At 36.9% G+C, this 18871-nt stretch carries 19 protein-coding genes and 1 other annotated feature; of the genes, 8 read left to right on the top strand and 11 right to left on the bottom strand.

Annotated features, from left to right (window positions below):
- Nucleotides 1–3: 3 nt before the first annotated feature.
- The 9 genes from leuS to MHH59_RS23675 form a co-directional block, all read right to left on the bottom strand.
- The gene (gene leuS / locus MHH59_RS23635) at nt 4–2412 is read right to left on the bottom strand and encodes a leucine--tRNA ligase (protein ID WP_002129511.1); all 2409 of its coding nucleotides are present in this window, start codon (nt 2410–2412) and stop codon (nt 4–6) included.
- 65 nt (nt 2413–2477) lie between these two features.
- Nucleotides 2478–2696 (bottom strand) — a binding site (T-box leader).
- A 198-nt stretch (nt 2697–2894) separates the two neighbouring features.
- Nucleotides 2895–4088, bottom strand: a complete 1194-nt coding sequence (locus MHH59_RS23640) for an MDR family MFS transporter (RefSeq protein ID WP_002167529.1) — start codon at nt 4086–4088, stop codon at nt 2895–2897.
- Between the two features lie 190 nt (nt 4089–4278).
- The gene (locus tag MHH59_RS23645; RefSeq protein ID WP_002167528.1) at nt 4279–5502 is read right to left on the bottom strand and encodes a cation:proton antiporter; all 1224 of its coding nucleotides are present in this window, start codon (nt 5500–5502) and stop codon (nt 4279–4281) included.
- A gap of 3 nt (nt 5503–5505) precedes the next feature.
- Nucleotides 5506–6003: a cation:proton antiporter regulatory subunit gene (locus MHH59_RS23650; RefSeq protein WP_001026048.1), complete on the bottom strand. Its 498-nt coding sequence runs from the start codon at nt 6001–6003 to the stop codon at nt 5506–5508.
- 34 nt (nt 6004–6037) lie between these two features.
- Complete coding sequence (locus MHH59_RS23655) at nt 6038–6604, bottom strand: tyrosine-type recombinase/integrase (protein WP_000454225.1); 567 nt, start codon at nt 6602–6604, stop codon at nt 6038–6040.
- Nucleotides 6605–6949: 345 nt separating this feature from the next.
- Nucleotides 6950–8809: an ABC transporter permease gene (locus MHH59_RS23660; protein ID WP_340852481.1), complete on the bottom strand. Its 1860-nt coding sequence runs from the start codon at nt 8807–8809 to the stop codon at nt 6950–6952.
- Between the two features lie 16 nt (nt 8810–8825).
- Nucleotides 8826–9587, bottom strand: a complete 762-nt coding sequence (locus tag MHH59_RS23665; protein WP_002129519.1) for an ABC transporter ATP-binding protein — start codon at nt 9585–9587, stop codon at nt 8826–8828.
- A 129-nt stretch (nt 9588–9716) separates the two neighbouring features.
- Nucleotides 9717–9866 carry a hypothetical protein gene (locus MHH59_RS23670; RefSeq protein WP_001129345.1) on the bottom strand — a complete coding sequence of 50 codons (150 nt, stop codon included), beginning with the start codon at nt 9864–9866 and terminating at the stop codon, nt 9717–9719.
- Between the two features lie 15 nt (nt 9867–9881).
- Nucleotides 9882–10145, bottom strand: a complete 264-nt coding sequence (locus MHH59_RS23675; protein ID WP_002089099.1) for a YtzC family protein — start codon at nt 10143–10145, stop codon at nt 9882–9884.
- A 111-nt stretch (nt 10146–10256) separates the two neighbouring features.
- On the opposite strand from MHH59_RS23675, the gene MHH59_RS23680 reads away from it, so the two are divergent.
- From MHH59_RS23680 to MHH59_RS23705, 6 genes are all read left to right on the top strand, one after another.
- Entirely contained in the window at nt 10257–11216 is a 960-nt protein-coding gene (locus MHH59_RS23680) for a TIGR01212 family radical SAM protein (protein WP_002167527.1), read from the top strand.
- Nucleotides 11213–11785, top strand: a complete 573-nt coding sequence (locus MHH59_RS23685; protein WP_340852483.1) for a class I SAM-dependent methyltransferase — start codon at nt 11213–11215, stop codon at nt 11783–11785. The genes MHH59_RS23680 and MHH59_RS23685 overlap by 4 nt, the downstream gene beginning before the upstream one ends.
- Before the next feature lie 185 nt (nt 11786–11970).
- The gene (locus MHH59_RS23690; protein ID WP_340852485.1) at nt 11971–12804 is read left to right on the top strand and encodes an ABC transporter ATP-binding protein; all 834 of its coding nucleotides are present in this window, start codon (nt 11971–11973) and stop codon (nt 12802–12804) included.
- Nucleotides 12805–12822: 18 nt separating this feature from the next.
- Entirely contained in the window at nt 12823–13503 is a 681-nt protein-coding gene (locus tag MHH59_RS23695) for a hypothetical protein (RefSeq protein ID WP_002167524.1), read from the top strand.
- A gap of 24 nt (nt 13504–13527) precedes the next feature.
- Nucleotides 13528–14202, top strand: coding sequence for an aspartate/glutamate racemase family protein (locus MHH59_RS23700; protein ID WP_340852487.1), 675 nt, complete (start codon nt 13528–13530; stop codon nt 14200–14202).
- 155 nt (nt 14203–14357) lie between these two features.
- Nucleotides 14358–15659 (top strand): PepSY-associated TM helix domain-containing protein, encoded by a 1302-nt coding sequence (locus tag MHH59_RS23705; protein WP_078177749.1) that lies wholly within the window; start codon nt 14358–14360, stop codon nt 15657–15659.
- A 34-nt stretch (nt 15660–15693) separates the two neighbouring features.
- On the opposite strand, the gene MHH59_RS23710 is transcribed toward MHH59_RS23705, so the two are convergent.
- Nucleotides 15694–16758: a tetraprenyl-beta-curcumene synthase family protein gene (locus MHH59_RS23710; RefSeq protein ID WP_002089107.1), complete on the bottom strand. Its 1065-nt coding sequence runs from the start codon at nt 16756–16758 to the stop codon at nt 15694–15696.
- Nucleotides 16759–16795: 37 nt separating this feature from the next.
- Nucleotides 16796–17599 carry an alpha/beta hydrolase gene (locus MHH59_RS23715; RefSeq protein ID WP_002129529.1) on the bottom strand — a complete coding sequence of 268 codons (804 nt, stop codon included), beginning with the start codon at nt 17597–17599 and terminating at the stop codon, nt 16796–16798.
- A 74-nt stretch (nt 17600–17673) separates the two neighbouring features.
- Here MHH59_RS23715 and MHH59_RS23720 point away from each other — a divergent pair, with 74 nt between their 5' ends.
- Complete coding sequence (locus MHH59_RS23720) at nt 17674–18186, top strand: gamma carbonic anhydrase (RefSeq protein ID WP_002015678.1); 513 nt, start codon at nt 17674–17676, stop codon at nt 18184–18186.
- 145 nt (nt 18187–18331) lie between these two features.
- Nucleotides 18332–18862: a phosphatase PAP2 family protein gene (locus tag MHH59_RS23725; protein ID WP_002167520.1), complete on the top strand. Its 531-nt coding sequence runs from the start codon at nt 18332–18334 to the stop codon at nt 18860–18862.
- Nucleotides 18863–18871 lie beyond the last annotated feature (9 nt).

The raw sequence follows: 18871 nt of genomic DNA on the forward strand, positions 1-18871 counted from the left end.
TAATTAGTTTGCAACAACGTTAACAAGTTTTCCAGGAACAACAATTACTTTACGAACTGTTTTTCCTTCAATTTGTTCTTTGATTGCCTCAAGTGCAAGTTGTTCCATTTCTTCTTTTGATGCGTCTTTACTCATTGTTAGTTTTGTGCGAACTTTGCCCATAATTTGAACAACGATTTCAACTTCATCTTCTACAAGTTTAGACTCATCAAATGTTGGCCAGCTTGCATATGTGATTGTTTCACTGTATCCAAGTTTGCTCCATAGTTCTTCCCCGATGTGAGGTGCAACTGGTGCAATCATTTTTACGAAACCTTCTACATATTCTTTCGGAAGTGTTTCAGCTTTGTATGCATCGTTGATGAATACCATCATTTGAGAAATCGCTGTGTTAAAGCGAAGCTCTGCATAGTCTTCTGTTACTTTCTTCACTGTTTGGTGGTAAGCTTTTTCAAGATCTTTGTTTGGTGCATCAGTAATTTTCTCACTCAATTCACCGTTCTCTTGAATGAATAGGCGCCATACGCGGTCTAGGAAGCGACGAGCTCCGTCAAGACCATTTTCAGACCAAGCGATTGAAGCATCTAATGGTCCCATGAACATTTCGTATAGACGAAGTGTATCTGCACCGTGGCTTGCTACGATATCATCAGGATTTACAACGTTACCTTTTGATTTACTCATTTTCTCGTTGTTTTCACCTAAGATCATACCTTGGTTGAATAATTGTTGGAACGGTTCTTTCGTTGGAACTACACCGATATCATATAATACTTTATGCCAGAAACGAGCATATAGTAAGTGAAGTACAGCGTGCTCTGCTCCACCGATATAAATATCAACTGGAAGCCATTGTTTTACTTTTTCAGGGTCTACAAGTGCTTCGCTGTTGTTTGGATCGATGTAGCGTAGGTAGTACCAGCAGCTACCAGCCCATTGCGGCATTGTATTCGTTTCACGACGACCTTTTTTACCAGTTTCAGGATCAACAACATTTACCCACTCTTCAATGTTTGCAAGTGGTGATTCACCTGTACCTGAAGGACGAATATTCTCTGTTTTCGGAAGAACTAATGGTAATTCTTCTTCTTTCACAGCTGTCATTGTACCATCTTCCCAATGGATTACTGGAATTGGCTCACCCCAGTAACGTTGGCGACTAAATAACCAGTCACGTAGACGGTACGTTACTTTTTGATTTCCTGCGCTTGTTACTTCAAGCCACTCAATCATTTTTACAATTGCTTCTTCTTTATTTAAACCATCAAGGAATGCTGAGTTTACGTGCGCACCATCACCTGTATATGCTTCTTTCGAAATGTCTCCGCCTTTTACAACTTCCTTCATTGGAAGATTGAACGTTGATGCGAATTCATAGTCACGCTCATCGTGAGCTGGAACTGCCATTACAGCACCTGTTCCGTAAGTTGCAAGAACATAATCAGCGATCCAGATTGGTAATTTCTCACCGTTTACTGGGTTAACTGCGTAAGCACCAGTGAATACACCAGTTTTTTCTTTCGCAAGTTCTGTACGCTCTAAATCGCTCTTCATTTTAACAGAGTTAATGTAAGCTTCTACAGCTTCTTTTTGTTCTGGTGTTGTAATGTTAGCAACAAGTGCATGCTCTGGAGCCAGTACACAGTAGCTTGCTCCAAATAGTGTATCAGGACGCGTTGTGAAAACTGTGAACTTCTCATCTGTACCGTCGATGTTGAAGTGTACTTCTGCACCTTCAGAACGACCAATCCAGTTACGTTGCATGTCTTTTAAGCTTTCTGGCCAATTAAGCTCATCTAGATCTTCTAATAGACGATCTCCGTAAGCTGTAATTTTTAACATCCACTGTCTCATCGGACGACGCTCAACTGGATGTCCACCGCGCTCACTCTTACCGTCAATGATTTCTTCGTTTGCAAGTACTGTACCAAGTGCTGGGCACCAGTTTACAGGTACTTCATCAACGTAAGCTAAACCTTTTTCAAATAGTTTTAGGAAGATCCATTGTGTCCACTTGTAGTAGGTTGGATCTGTTGTATTTACTTCACGATCCCAATCGTAAGAGAAGCCTAATGCTTTAATTTGATTACGGAACGTATTAATATTAAGCTCTGTAAATTCAGCCGGGCTGTTCCCAGTATCAAGTGCATATTGCTCTGCTGGAAGACCGAATGCATCCCATCCCATTGGATGAAGAACGTTATATCCTTGCATACGCTTCATACGAGATAAAATATCTGTCGCTGTATAACCTTCTGGATGACCTACGTGTAAGCCTGCACCTGATGGATATGGGAACATATCTAGTGCATAAAATTTTGGTTTTTCTGTTTCATCTGGCGTACGGAATGTTTTATTCTCTTCCCAATGCCCTTGCCACTTCTTCTCAATTTCTTGATGATTAAAGCTCATGAGATACCCTCCTTGAAATTCTATTTATTTTCACCGCCCAAAATACAAAAAACCTCTCATCCCTAGAAAGGGACGAGAGGTTATAGATTCCCGCGGTACCACCCTAAATTAATGTAATAAATACATTCGCTTAGATCCGTAACGTGGATTAACGGCAATTGCTACTAATGATTTCACAACTGCAACTCAAAGGCGAGTTCATAACGAAACGTGGATTGACTTGCACCGACCGTCAACTCTCTAAACCAGCTTCTATTACTACTACTCCTTCTCACTGTTATTACAAATATGAGTTAATGTGAACTACCCACCACTTAGTATCTCTTAAGAGCTTACTTGAAGCGAGGGCTTCTCGGTTAATCGTTACTCTTGCTAACTAACGAATTCGTCTTAGGACAGCCGAGCTAACTCCCTTGTTCCAAAGGATATTTTATTACTATTTATTTAAATATATTCTAAAACATGTTGCATGTTCCGTCAAACTAAACTGCAATTTTTTCTTCAACTGTTTCTTCTACTTTTACTCGTCTATCATAAATACTCGTTGCTATAAGCGCTACTACAAGCATTACCATGATCGCAATAAACAATACTTCCATATTGTATAAGTCAACAATCGCTCCGCCAACGACCGGTCCGAACATTTTCCCTACAGTCGCTGCGCTATTTACAACACCTTGATAAAATCCTAGCTTATCTTTCGGTGCAAGTATATTTGCGATGGTCGGAACTGCCGGCCATACGAATAATTCACCAATTGTTAATGTCACCATCGCAATGAGAAACATCGTAAATTGCTGCGCTTGGCTTAAAACAATAAACGACGCCGCAAAAATGACGATTCCAATCATAATTTGTTGTTTTAAAGAACGCTTCATCCAGCGAATTAACATACTAACAAGTGGCTGCGCACAAACAATCATCGCTCCGTTTATCGTCCATAATAAACTATAATGGCGGAGGCTAATATCTAATTCTCGCATATGAGTCGCAATTGCCCCTTGCCACTGTACGTATGTAACCCAGCATAAAGCATATGCTACACATACGATTAGAAGCGCTTTGAAGCCAGGTGTAAGTGACCAACCTTTTTTCGTTTCGGCTTCTTTTTGTACCTCTTGCTCTTTTTTTGCTTCCATACCACGAAATCCAATAAACGCAATTAAGAAGAAAATAAAATATAAAATAAAGTTCGCTAAGAAAATATAATCAAAACGATAAGACGCAACTAATCCACCGCACGCTGTTCCAATCGCAATCCCAACGTTTTGTCCAACATACATTGCATTGAACGCTCGTCTCCCGCCTTCTGGCCAAACCGTACCGACCATCGCATACATCGATGGAAACACCATTCCAGAACCGAATCCGATTAATGCTAGCCACACAACATATAATGGCCAACCATGGAAAAATACAAGACCTAAAATCGATACAAGTGTAATGACAATCCCTACTAAAATTGATTTATAACCGCCCCATTTATCAAATAAAACACCGCCGAGCAAGTTTCCGATTACACCAGTAAGCGAGTTGATCATTAATACCATTCCGGCTACTGATAAAGATTTCCCTAAACTATCATGTAAGTAAATTGTATTAAAAGGCCATAAAAAAGAAGCACCCGTGACATTAATAATCATCCCAGCTACTAATAGCCATACTTTCCTTGGCATAGTCTCCCCTCCTATTCTCTTTTTTTCGTTCATATATATAACAGTAAAATTGTAGTCGTTTTTAAATAGGAAGGCAACTGATTAATAGTTGATGAAATTCAGATAATAGCACAAAGACGATTAGAATGTATTCTAATCGTCTTTGTAAAATATTAATCTATAAATAATGGAATCGTTCCCTCGCGAAAGGTTATCCAACTTCCTTTTTACGTTTTGCACTTTCTTTCGCACTCCATTTAAATATTTTGTCTAGTAGAGAGTATATTCTCCCAGACTCCTTCGTTAATAATGGCCCTAGCGACGCCAATATTAAAACATATAAAGCTGAGAATGGTTTAATCGTTGCCATTAAGCCACCCGCTATTCCGAGATTCGCGACAATAATGGAGAATTCCCCACGTGATATAAGTGTTAAACCGATATTCGTAGAAGCCTTATGCGATAACCCGGCTTTACGCCCTGCAATCATTCCAGCTGTAAAATTACCGATGAGAGTAATGAAAACTGCTCCTAATGCCAACCATACTGCTCCTCCAAGCGAAAACGGATCTATACTTAAACCGAAGCTGAAGAAAAATATAGCTCCAAAGAAATCACGAAACGGGACGACGAGATGCTCGATCCGGTCACTATGCTCTGTTTCTGAAAAGACGAGTCCTAACAATAAAGCCCCAATCGCTTCCGCAACATGAATTGTTTCTGAAAATCCTGCTACAAAGAATAAAATAGCGAATATTACGATAATAAAAATTTCGTTTGACGAAATATCTAATACTTTATTTAGGAACGGCGTAGCTTTTCTAGCGATTACAAAGAATAGTAACATATATCCTACTGCGATTAGTACGGATGTAAGAGCACCTACAAATGATGTTGCACCTCCGAGTACTAATCCTGAAACAACTGATAAATATACAGCTAAAAAGATATCATCAAACATAATGATTCCTAAAATTAGCTCTGTCTCTTTATTACCAGATCTTCTTAAATCAACGATTACTTTCGCTACAATTGCACTCGATGAGATTGTAATAATTCCAGCAATAATTAATGTTTCTAGTAAGGGGAAGCCCATAACATATCCATAAAGTAAACCTAATATGAAATTAAGCGATATATGAACACTACCCCCAAAAGCAATCGACTTTCCTGATTTAATTAATTTTTTTATTGAGAATTCTAAGCCTAAATAGAATAGGAGGAATATGACGCCTACACGGCCGAGGAAGGAAATAACTTCTCCGCTTTCAATAAATCTTAAATCGATAAGTCCTAAATCTGGGGCATGAGGCCCCACTAACATACCGAGTATAATGAGAAACGGAATAATCGAGAACTTTAACTTCGCAGCGAGGATAGCTGCAAAAGCTACTAATACTAACGCAGTTCCAACTTCAAAAATTAAAGTATCCATCGATTAGGAATCACCTCCTGCTGAAAGCAATTCATTAATAATTCTTTTCACTTCATGTCTTTCACCCGACAATACGAGCATATCGCCAGCTTCAATAATAGAGTCTGGACCTGGATTAAAGAATTTCTTCATATTCTTTTTCAAAATAGCAATAATCGTTACGTTATACGTTTTTCTGACATGTAAGCTACCAATTGTTTGTTGTACTACTGGTGCATTATTCTCCACCTTAAACCATTCAATTGATAATCCTTCAAAAGCCATCTCAATTGTGTCTAGCGCTTGCGGCCTATATACCATTCCGCCTAATATAGCCGCAATTTGTCTCGCTTCAGAATCACGAAGAGAAATGCTTGAAATACTCTCATCGTGATCCGCATCAAAATGATACATTTCTCTTCGGCCATCATCATGAATAACGATAACCATTTTTTCATTACCTTTTGTTATCACTTCGAATTTACATCCAATGCCCGGTAGTTCACTCTCTCTAATATTCATATTTTCCGCCTCCTAAAGTTTTTAGTTACGGCTTTTACAAATCTACATCAATCTCTGTTTTAAACTTCTCATCTTTTGAGATTCCTAAATACTTGAGCGTTTCTGATGGAGTTGCGTGATGAAAATGCTTTTGCAATAGCGCAATCGCTATTCCTCTTTTGTACGCATGAAATCCAAATGTTTTTCGCATTGAATTCGTTCCAATCTTTCCAACAATCCCAACCGCTTCAGCTGCGCTATGGATAACACGATATGCTTGTTGGCGTGAGATTGAATTTGTCGTTTTATTAGATTGAAATACGTAGTTTTCTCTTTGAGCATCAATAGATTTTACATACTCTAAAAGGGCTTCTTTTACTTTTGTATTTAAATAAATATCTTGTTTGAATTTTTCATCTTTCACAGGAAGAGAATAAAACTCTTTAACAGTCTTATCTTCATTTAATACCTCTTCAAATTTCATACTAAGTAGCTCAGTAATCTTTAATCCAGTGTTAATTCCAATAACAAATAAAAGATAATCTCGCTGCGAGTGCTCTTTTAAGTACTTTTTCATAGCCTCAATTTGGCTTATATCTTTTAATGCCTCTACAACTTCCATACATGTATCTCCTCATCTTATGAACGGTAATTTTCTCATTATCCTGTCCATTTTACCTTATCATGCTATGAGATTTCCATGTATTATCCATTATTTTCACAATATACTCTTACGACAATTTTTCATTTGGAAATTTATGATTGTACAAATACGGTGTGGGTAGAAAAAATAGGGGGAGTACAAGTTCAGCTTCTTTCTACAGATCGGATTCCTCCTTTCATTTTTCGGTTGCTGATACTTTCATATTATGTTACTTATTTACATTATATTATATATTTCAGTAACATTAAAGTGTTTTTTCTGAAAATACAAAAAGCCGAGCACTTTCACTCGGCTTTTTACCTATTAATCTTCTTTTGGAAGAACAATTCCTTTATACAATTGAACTGTAATGAAGTAATAAATCGCATAAATAACTACGAAAATTACGATTGGTACCCAAATACGGAAGTAAGGATCCATTAAAATAAATCCGAAAATATTCATACCAACTAATACGTGAGCGATCCCCACAATTGCTGGGAATAAGAATACTAAGAATAATTCTTTATAAATCGATTTCGTTAATAACTCACGACGCACACCGATTTTGCGAAGCATTTGATAACGCGTAATATCTTTTGATGCACCAGAAAGAATTTTAAACATTAAACAACTTGCCATCATTGCTAAGAACGCAATTCCAAGGAAGAATCCCATAAATACTGTTCCACTCGCAATGCCGTAGAATCCATTGTAAGATTGATATTTACTATCTAATCTTTCAGCTTTTACATTTTTATATTTAACTAGCTGCAACTCGTCAAGTTTTTTCCATTCTTTTGTGTATGCTACAAAATCGTCTGTTTTTCCAGTAACTACGATTCCTTCTTTACCATTTACAGTATCGTACATTTTCTGATCTACAATTTTAATTGCATGATCTTCATATAGATAAAATGGCTGAATTGTTCTGAAAGCCTCGTTCCAGTCTTCTGGAAGTTCTTTAGCACTCGCATCTTTTTCATTCATTTCTCTAGAAACTGCACCTACTGGTAGTTCCTCTGAAACTTTCTTTATTTTTCCTAAATCCTTCATACTTTCCATCTGTTTTGTATCTTGTACGAAAGGAGGTTTTTTCTCTAAATCTTCTTTTACATAATAAACGTATTTATTATCAACTTTGTAACGATATTCATTTTTCTCTTTAAATGTAATACCATCTAAAATTTTCTTTTCTTCAGCTGTTGGGTTATGAATAACTGAATCATATATTACTAAACCATCAACCATTTTTATAACGTTATTTTTAAACGCCATACCACCTGAAATTGCACCCGCTCCAAGAGCAACTAACATCGCTACCGTTGCAAGTACTTTCGTTAAGCTATTAATACGGAAATTTAATTGTGCAAACGTAAAAGCATTAAGTCCTTTTTCACTACGCTTTTTATTACTCTTTAACTTTCTAATGATAACTGGGAGAAGTGATCCAAATAGCATGTAAGTACCAGTTGTTGTTGTAATTAATGCAATAAGGATTCCCATTTCTCTTAGTTTTTCCATGTAAATCATTGATGCATAGCCAATTCCTAATAAAATAACAGCAAGGATTGCAACGACACCTGTCATTTTTCCTTTTACCGCAACACGTTCTGTTTGTGCATCTGCATGTACAAGTTGCAGTACTGAAATACGTGATAACTTAATACTGTTCATAATTGCTGATAATACAAATAATGCAAAGAAGAAAATGCAAGTAACAGTCATAGATGGTAGATAAAATGCCTTATAGCCTTCACCAGCAAATTCTAATTGTTTCATTAATAACTGTCCGATACCTTCTGCAAGTCCTACACCAACTGTAAGTCCAATCGTAAGAGACGCAGCACCTAATACAATCGTTTCAATAAACATAAGTAATGTAACTTTATGCTTTTTTGCACCTAACATCATGTACATACCAAACTCTTTTTGACGAAGAGATAATAAGAAAGAGTTTGCATATAAAATGTAGAAGAACGTTATAATTGCTAATAAAAATGAACCTGCTTGGAATACGAAACCAATAGACTTAATAACAGAATTGGATTCGATAAACGCTTTATTCAGCGCTAACGTTTGGAACATATAAAAAATTGAAATCGACATGACAAGACCAACAAGTAAGACAATATAATCTTTCAGCTTACTCTTTAGCCCTGACATGGAAAGTTTAAATAACATACTGGAACCTCCTTTCTTACGCTTTTTGTGTACCTAAATCTGCAAGTACATCTAAAATTTCTTTGTAGAACTCTTCACGCGTACCACCGCGATGAATTTCTTTATATAGCTCACCATCTTGAATGAATAAAATACGCTGACAGTAACTTGCACTATATGGATCATGCGTAACCATCATAATAGATACGCCTTGTTCTTCATTTAAGTTTGTCATCGCATCAAGTAAACTTGCTGCATTTTTCGAATCAAGAGCTCCTGTTGGCTCGTCTCCTAAAATAATTGCCGGCTCATGCACTAGTGCCCGTGCTGCTGCTGAACGCTGTTTCTGTCCACCGGATACTTCAGTTGGATACTTTTGAAGAATTTCTGTAATCCCTAACATATCCGCTACTTTCTCTACTTTCGGTCCAATATTACGTGATGAAACACCTTGAAGTGAAAGTGGAAGTGCAATGTTCTCATAAATAGATAAGTTCTCTAATAAGTTGAAGTCTTGGAAAATGAATCCTAACTTTTGCGAACGGAAATCAGAAAGCTCACCTTGCTTCATTTTCGTAATGTCCGTACCCGCAATTTCAACAACGCCGCCCGTTGCTTTATCAAGCGTTGAAATTACATTTAACAATGTCGTTTTACCAGAACCAGATGGTCCCATAATTCCAACAAACTCACCCTCTTGAATTGAGAATGAAACACCTTTTAACGCGTGTGATTGGTTCTCACCTTTTTTACCGTACACTTTTTGAACGTTTTTCACGTCTACAACTGGTTTCGTCATATATATCCTCCTACACTTGTTTTTCCATTACCTATTTTGCGCCTTTTGGAGGTGAACTGCTATTTGTTAACATTACAATTACCTTACACTTTTGTAATAAAATAAAACCAGGTCGTATTTCGACCTGGTTTACTCTGATTGCTTCGATCTTTGAGGTTGTCCTTTTTTACTGTTACGCTGTTTCACTTGAACAACTGGATCAAGTTCATTTGAAAATTCAGCGTTATGTCCATTTTGCGTTTTTTGCTCTGGATTATTTTGATCTGAACGTTTCGCCATTACATTCACTCCTTATTAGTGCGGTGTAATAATCATTTGATGTTGCAATTGGCGAATTGCCATACGTGCTCTATTTAATTGCTCACGTTGCTCATCATTCGCATGTTGCTGCATAGTTTGTAAGTCGTTATATGCTTGTTCTAATTGTAACTGAGCATCCGAATACTCCATCGTATTGTAATGCTCTTGTCTCATGCCTTGGTCTAATTGTTCTTTCGCATATTCCACCGCTTGTTCTGCCTGTGTAATATACTCTTCAAGTGATTGACGCTCTGCCATAATTGTCCCTCCTTGCTTCAATTCCCCTTTAGTGTGTCCCTTCCATATGAACCTTATGAGTATGTTATAATGGATTTTGTTTCATTTTGACTCGTCTTAGGAGGGAAAATAATGAAGGTTCAAAACCCTTTTCCATATACAAATGACAATAAACGTTATCATACATGGAATTACCACTTACGAAATGAATTTGGTGAAAAAATCTTTAAAGTTTCATTAGATGCTGGCTTCGATTGCCCGAACCGTGACGGTACAGTTGCTTACGGTGGTTGCACGTTTTGTAGTGCTGCTGGATCTGGTGACTTCGCTGGCGATCGCCGCGATGATGTTATAACGCAATATCATGAAATGAAAGAAAAAATGCACTCAAAGTGGAAAGACGGAAAATGTATCGCTTATTTTCAGGCTTACACAAATACACATGCACCACTTGAAGTGTTAAAAGAAAAATTCGAACCGCTTCTAGCAGAAAAAGACGTTGTCGGTCTTTCTATCGCAACTCGTCCAGATTGTTTACCAGACGATGTCGTTGAATATTTAGCGGACTTAAATAAACGTACGTACCTTTGGGTTGAACTCGGACTACAAACTGTTCATGAACGTACTGCAAATCTTATTAACCGTGCTCACGATTATCCATCTTATGTGGAAGGCGTAAATAAATTACGCAAACATGGCATTAGAGTTTGCTCTCATATTATTAACGGTCTTCCACTTGAAGATTACGACATGATGATGGAAACAACTCGTGAAGTAGCGAAGCTTGACGTACAAGGAATTAAAATTCATTTACTTCATTTATTAAAAGGAACGCCAATGGTGAAGCAATATGAAAAAGGACAACTCGAGTTCCTTTCTCTTGAAGATTACGTAAGTCTCGTTGTTGACCAACTTGAAATTATTCCTGAAGACGTAATTGTGCACCGCATCACAGGTGACGGTCCACCTGACTTAATGATTGGTCCAATGTGGAGCTTAAATAAATGGGAAGTATTAAATTCCATCGATGCAGAATTTGTACGCCGCGGAAGCTGGCAAGGAAAATATGCAAATGAGGAGAAACAAAAATGAAATTAGAACGTGTATTACCGTTTGCTCGCTCGCTGCTGCAAACGGCTGTTAAAGAAGGCGATTACGCTGTAGATGCAACTTTAGGAAATGGACATGACACTTGCTTCCTAGCTGAAATCGTTGGAGATAGCGGAAAAGTATTTGGATTTGATATTCAAAAAGAAGCAATTGAAAGCTCTACTATCCGCCTAAAAGAAAAAGAGCTTTTTGAACGTACTGTTTTAGTTCACGATAGTCACGATACGCTTCTATCCGTACTACCAGAAGATGCAAAAGGAAAAGTAACAGGCGCTATCTTCAACTTAGGTTACCTTCCAGGTGGTGACAAGCATATCGTCACAAAACCGAACTCAACACTCTCGGCAATTGAACAATTACTAGGAGTAATGGCACCTGAAGGTATCATCGTCCTTGTCATTTACCACGGACATCCAGAAGGACAAGTAGAACGCGACGCTGTACTTAAATTTGCAGAAGAACTAGATCAAAAAGAAGCTCACGTTTTGCGATACGGCTTCATTAACCAGCAAAATAACCCGCCATTTATTGTGGCGATTGAGAAGCGATAAAGTGAAACTTTAATCAGTGAGGTTTACTGTCCGGCAAATAGCAGGATAATTATATCAACGATTTTTCAGATATATCGATCATTCGACAAAACATAACAAAAAAAGACGTGCATTCATTGCACGTCTTTTTCTTATTCTCCTATATAATGGATGTATACAATATTTGAAGAAAGAAGGATAGAACTTTGCTAGTAGAACTAAGGGGAATTCAAAAGAAGTATGGCAAATCACTTATACTAGACAACATCGATTTATCCATTCCAGAAGGAGAAGCACTCTCTATTATTGGTGGGAACGGGACTGGAAAAAGTACTTTACTCAAAATAATTGCAGGCTTTATTCCACCTACGGCAGGGACACTTCAAAGAAAAGAACATATACAAATCAGTTATGTCCCTGAACATTTTCCTGAAGGAATTCGTTTTACATTAGAGGATTATTTATATCATCTCGGCCACATTCACGGTTTATCAACAAAATATTTAAGAAATAAAATTCCGATGCTCCTTGAATCTTTTCATCTACATCATGCAAAGCATTACGTTGTACGAAACTTTTCAAAAGGTATGAAACAAAAAACAGGCATTATGCAAGCATTACTTACGGACGTCCATTTATTAATTCTAGATGAACCTCTTTCTGGACTCGACCCTAACTCTCAGCAAGAATTAGAGCATATTTTACTCTCATTAAAACAACAAGGTATATCTATACTCTTCACATGTCACGAAAAACAACTACTAGAAAACTTCGCCGATAGAATTGTGACATTAGCAAATCATACAATTGCGGAAGATACCTCTGTGCAAAAATCAACAGAACAGGTCTATATTGAGGCAATTGTTCACGAAACATTTTCAGCTATAGAACTACAAAAGCAATCAGGATTTATACAAGTTACACACAATTCAAATCAAAACCTCATTCAATTACAAATCGAAAAGGAATATGCAAACGAAATGCTTCAGTTTTTATTACATAAAAAAGCATCTATCACACTGCTACAGCCTAATTTTTAAATCGAAAGAAGGTTTATTATGTTTGCGCTTATTCGTTACCATTTTCTCGACTACACGAAATCGTATAAGTACATTCCTCCTATTGCGATGTACTGCATAAGCTTACTTTTTGTATATACATATAAACCAACTCCCATTGTACCAACATACTTAGAAACAGCACTCGCACTTTATTTATTATCTGCCTGGATTACAGTCACAATTTTTCATACTGAAGATCCTGTACAAGAACAAATCACTATTTCACATACAAATAATATTTCGGCATTATACGTTGGTAAATATATTACGGCTTTTCTTATTTGTACTGTTTTATCTTTTATATCCGTAATCTATCCAATTATTTTGCAAATGTTTAATGAAAAAATGACAGCTTCTTTATTTCTAGTCGGATTTCTCGCTCACATGTCTTTATCTATACTAGGAATTTCAATCGCAACATTATTTACTAGAAATATTATTCAAAAAGCAAGCACCGCTTGGCTTAGTCTTACATTTATATTACTTATGACGATTGCCTCAATCCGGTTAAAAAAAGAGTTACTATGGTTTTTACCACCTGTCGAAAGCTTTATAATGCTTGGACAATACAAATATAATATACTTACTCATACTCTATGGCTTACAGCTTGGGCTATCGTATATTCATTTTTATTACTTACTTTATTTCTTTTTCTCGTTCGCAGAAAACGTTTTTGATTACATATTAAAGGGGACTAAACAATGATTGGAATACTAGCAGGAATGGGTCCAAAATCAACCGGACCATTCGTCGATACAGTTGTAGCAGAGTGCCAAACAATTTATGGAGCAAAGCATGATATGGACTTTCCTCATATGATGATTTATTCGTGCCCAACACCGTTTTATATGGATCGCCCTATTGATCATGCGGCGATGAAAAAAGCGATTATTGAAGGAGCGAAAAAACTTGAAAGTACTGGTGTAGATTTCATCGCAATGCCATGTAATACAGCGCATCTTTATTTCGAGGAATTACAGCGTTCTATTACCATTCCTATTTTGAATATAGTCGATGAGACGTTAAAAGCAATTCCTGAAAATACAAAAAGAGTCGCTCTTCTTGCAACAGAAGCGACTGTTCAAGCAAGTATTTACCAAGATGGAATTACAAAACGTGATATAGAGTACATTCATAATGAACAATGGCAAGAAATGATTAATCAAATTATTACTTGTATTAAAGGCGGAGAAATTGAGGAAGCTCGTAAATTATGGAGTCTGCTCGTTTTACAGTTAAAAGACGAAGTAGATACCGCTATTATCGCATGTACCGATTTGAATGTGGTGGTGAGTGAGGACTTTGTTGATTCCGCTCAATGTCTTGCGAAAGCAGTTGTTAGGATCTATGCATCAAATATAAAAAAGTCTTCATAAACATAGAACACATCCTTTTTAAAATGTGTTTTATGTTTGATAAAAACAACCAAAACTTTTAACTTTTTTCACAATTATTTCAAAGTAATCACACTTAATCTCGCTATATTAAATAAGTAGTTTATTCATATAGGGAAGGTTAGGGGAACTGAAGTATGAAAGTAAATCGTTCGCTTCATTATATTTTTTGGAGGTGGCATTTTTACGCCGGGCTTTTTATTACGCCGCTTCTTATTACATTGTCACTGAGCGGAATTGGGTATTTATTTCGGGAGGAAGTTGAAGATTTCATCTATAAAGATTTATATTTTGGGAAGAGCGCCCAAACAGAGTCTATTTCGATGGCTGATTCGCTTTTCTTAACAGAGAAAAAATATCCACATTATAGTGTGGCGAAAATTAGTGAGTTTAATGGGGATTATAATACGAGACTTACTATTGCAAATGAATATACAGGAAAGCAAAAATATGTGTATTTAGATAGCAATAATCAAATTGTTGGAGATCAAAATGCAAGTGAAACTTTTGCCAATATAATGCGGGAATTACATAGTTCTCTTTTAGTTGGTGGTACTGTCGTCAACTATACTGTAGAGCTTGCGGCATGCTGGACAATCTTTTTAATTGTGACTGGATTGTATATGAGTATACGCCAATTCAAAAACACACCCGCATCCACTAAGCGAGAAAAAGCAAAACGACGTCATTCTATTATCGGTATTATATTTACAATTCCACTCGTTTTGTTAGTCGCATCTGGATTACCATGGTCAGGATTTATGGGGAACCAAATTTATAAAATCGCATCGTCGAATGAATCGATTGGATATCCGACATTGTATATGGCACCGCCTGAATCGAAGGTAAAAGAATTACCGTGGGCAACTAGAAAAGAAGCTCCTCCTGAATCGAATTCAAATGAGCCAAAAGCAATTTCTGTCGATGAATTACAAAAAGGAATTGAAATAAAGAAGCCATATGTTATCTCACTACCGGCTGATCCGAAAGGTGTATTCACCGTTTCGAAATCAAGCGGTTCCGGTATTACGGGTATGCATGTCGCACCAAATGAAGAAATAACAGCTTATTTTGATCAATATAGCGGAGAACTTATTTCCAAAACGGACTATCGTGATTATGGATTATTTGCACAATGGTTTACTTACGGTATCCCGCTTCACGAAGGACATTTATTCGGATGGCCAAATAAAATATTATGCTTACTAACGACATTATCTTTATTACTTCTCATTTATTACGGAATAAAAATGTGGTTAGCAAGAAAGCCAAAAGGAAAATTAGCAGCACCGCCAAAGCAAAGAGATAAGAAAAGCATAATCGTTTTCTTTATCATGATGGTTATACTAGGCGCTGTCATGCCTTTATTCGGACTATCTGTTTTAGTTATTTTCGCAATTGAACTTCTCATATATGTATTTTCAAAAATACAATCATAATAAGAAAACCACTCTACAAGAGTGGTTTTCTTCATCACTGCGCCATTTTCTTTCGGTACATCTTCCCGTTCCAGTAGAAGAATCGTGAAGTGAGCCCTCCGTATTTTACAATGCGCCGTGCCATTTTGTGCATATTCTTTTGCGCTGATACTTTTTGATCTGATAAATAAATACCAAGTAATCCTCGGCTTATGAGACGATGAAACTTCGCATGAGGCAAATCACCAATGCTCTTCTCTGCTTCTTCTACAAAATGTTTCATACGATCTAATATAGCTTGCTCGTTTTCATAATAACTACAGAAATTCAAATCTCCGCCGATACGGTCTTCTTCTTGATCGATGAAATAATCAAGTAAAATGTGAAGTCCTTGTACGTATGGAAAATACCCTTGTCTAATTTTCACAATATCTTCTTCATGTAACTCATCATGAAATGCATATGCTACAAGACAGAAAATTCCAAGCGTAGAACCTGCACATGCTGAAAACTCAAACCAACTCATCGGTGGTAAATTTTCTTTATGCGCTTCAAACCATGTTTTTAAGCGTGGTTCTCTTTCTTCTAACTTCACGTGTTTATGAATTTGCAAATCACAATAATAACAAGCAAGTTCATGAAGAATTGGAGCAATTTTATCATAATGCTTCGTTTTCTTTAAAACATCCTGACATGTTTCAACAAGCTCATCTAAATAACCACCATCATCTTGATCATCACGATAACGATAATAGTTACCGCCCCCTTCAACTTCAGGGCTTAACGCCATTACCATCGACTCATGAAGAGCCGCAAAGTCTTTCGGGTCAAGTGATGTACTACGATCACATAAATTATCTAAATAGTCGCTAATCGTTTGATAAGCTACGATAAAACGAATACATTCCTCACGATGTTCATTTGCTAGTAGCGCTAAAATGCCACCGCCCTCGCAATGAAACGTTTTATTCTCAATACTTGCGATTGCCTGACTATGAAGCTCGTCATTCGGAATATGGTAGGCACGCTCTTTCCACATCGCTAGCTCATGGTGTACTACCGGAAACACATCACGGTATACTTTCGCCATGAGCGTTATGGGATTACTCGGTACGTTCACTTCTTCCTTCATCTCCTCTATTCAATGTACAAATAATTTACTTATTTGTTTCTATTATGTTATTGATGCGTATTTCAGTAAATGACTGAATATAATTCAAAATTTCATCACGCTCATACTCATTTAATAACTCATGATAACAATTCGGCCATTCTTTAAAAGCCTTATCACTTATTTTAACATTATCAAACCAAGTACGGACACGTGTTTTATCTACAAGTTTATCCTCACAAGCCTGCATTAGCAAGAGTGGAACGTCTGGAAAATCGCCTATTTTTTTATGCGCAATTTCGATAGACTTAATCAATTCACTATACCAACGTACTGATACTTTGCGCAAGAACAATGAATCATTCTCCATCGCATCTCTCACTTCATGATTACGAGTTGACATTTCCACTGTAAGATTCGTTGCAAATTGCAATTTTGGAGCAACAACATTTAATATTTTTGAGGCAGCTCGAAGCGGAGCAGAAGGTCCAGTTAATACACCTAAACATGGTGAACTTAAAATAATACCATCTACATCTTCTCTCTTCGTTTCTTGCATCATACGAATGACAATAAGACCACCCATACTATGACCAAATATAAAAATAGGTAATCGATACTTCCTTGCCTCTTTCACCCATAATTTAACTTCCTCTATGTATTCATCAAATGAATCAATATGTCCTCTATTTCTCGAAGTCGTTCCATGTGATGGAAGGTCTCCCATCACAACGTGGTAGCCGATATGATTCCACATTTCTGCTATAGCTTCGTAACGTCCGTGATATTCCATTGCGCCGTGCACGATAACGACTACAGCTTTCGCTTCCTCTGCTTCATAATTCCACATACGGACCTCCTCCATTTCACTCTTTCTCATAATTTGATACACTAAAACTAGTCTCTAGGAAAGGAAGGCTTTACATGATATATCCTTACAAAGAAAAAAATCCGAAAATTGCGAGTAGTGCTTTTATCGCTGACTATGTTACCATTACAGGCGATGTGACAATTGGCGAAGAATCTAGCATTTGGTTTAATACAGTCATCCGCGGTGATGTATCACCAACGATAATTGGAAATAGAGTAAATGTACAAGATCAATGTACACTTCACCAAAGCCCCCAGTATCCTCTTATTTTAGAAGATGACGTTACCGTTGGGCATCAAGTTATTTTACATAGCTGCAAAATTGAAAAAGATGCTTTAATCGGAATGGGATCTATCATATTAGATGGCGCTGAAATTGGTGAAGGAGCTTTCATCGGTGCTGGTAGTCTCGTTTCACAAGGAAAGAAAATCCCTCCTAATACGTTAGCTTTCGGTCGCCCTGCGAAGGTCATTCGCGAATTAACAGAAGAAGACCGTAAAGATATGGAACGTATCCGCACACAATACGTTGAAAAAGGACAATATTATAAATCGTTACAAAAGTGATTTTATCGCTGCCATAAGACTGGCAGCTTTTTTTATGAAAAAATCTAACTTTTTCTTTACAAAACCTTATTATCCCCTCAATAAAATCTTATTAAAATAGAAGTTAATAACTCCATATATATGTAAATGAGGGAGGAAAAATCTCATGAAGGTCAGTGGACTATATAAAATAGAATGTTACATCTTCAAAGGAATTAATCGCTACTTTGATCAAAAAACATTAAACATCTTTTTTAGCAATATTACCCATATCGGTGGTGCAAGTTTTTCCATTGCACTTACCCTATTCTTTTTAATTTTCGCAACAGGGAATTTGCATCAAGCTGCAATTGCAACTGCTATTTCTTTAACAATTAGCCATATTCCTGTGCAAATATTAAAAAGATGGTATCCACGAAAACGTCCTTATTTAACAATTCAAGATGCGAAATATCCAGTACAGCCTTTAAAAGATCATTCTTTTCCATCCGGACATACAACGGCTGTTTTCTCTGTCCTCATTCCATTTATTTGCTATAATCCAAACTTGCTTGCTTTTCTATTACCGTTAGCATTATGCGTCGGTATTTCCCGTATTTATTTAGGGCTTCATTATCCGTCAGATGTATTTGTAGGCATGTGCCTTGGCACTTGCTCTGGCATCATCTCTTTTTATCAACTCATTCCACTCATGTAAAGGAGCGAT

The sequence above is a fragment of the Bacillus sp. FSL E2-0195 genome (genome assembly GCF_038003645.1).
GTDB classification, from domain to species: domain Bacteria; phylum Bacillota; class Bacilli; order Bacillales; family Bacillaceae_G; genus Bacillus_A; species Bacillus_A mycoides.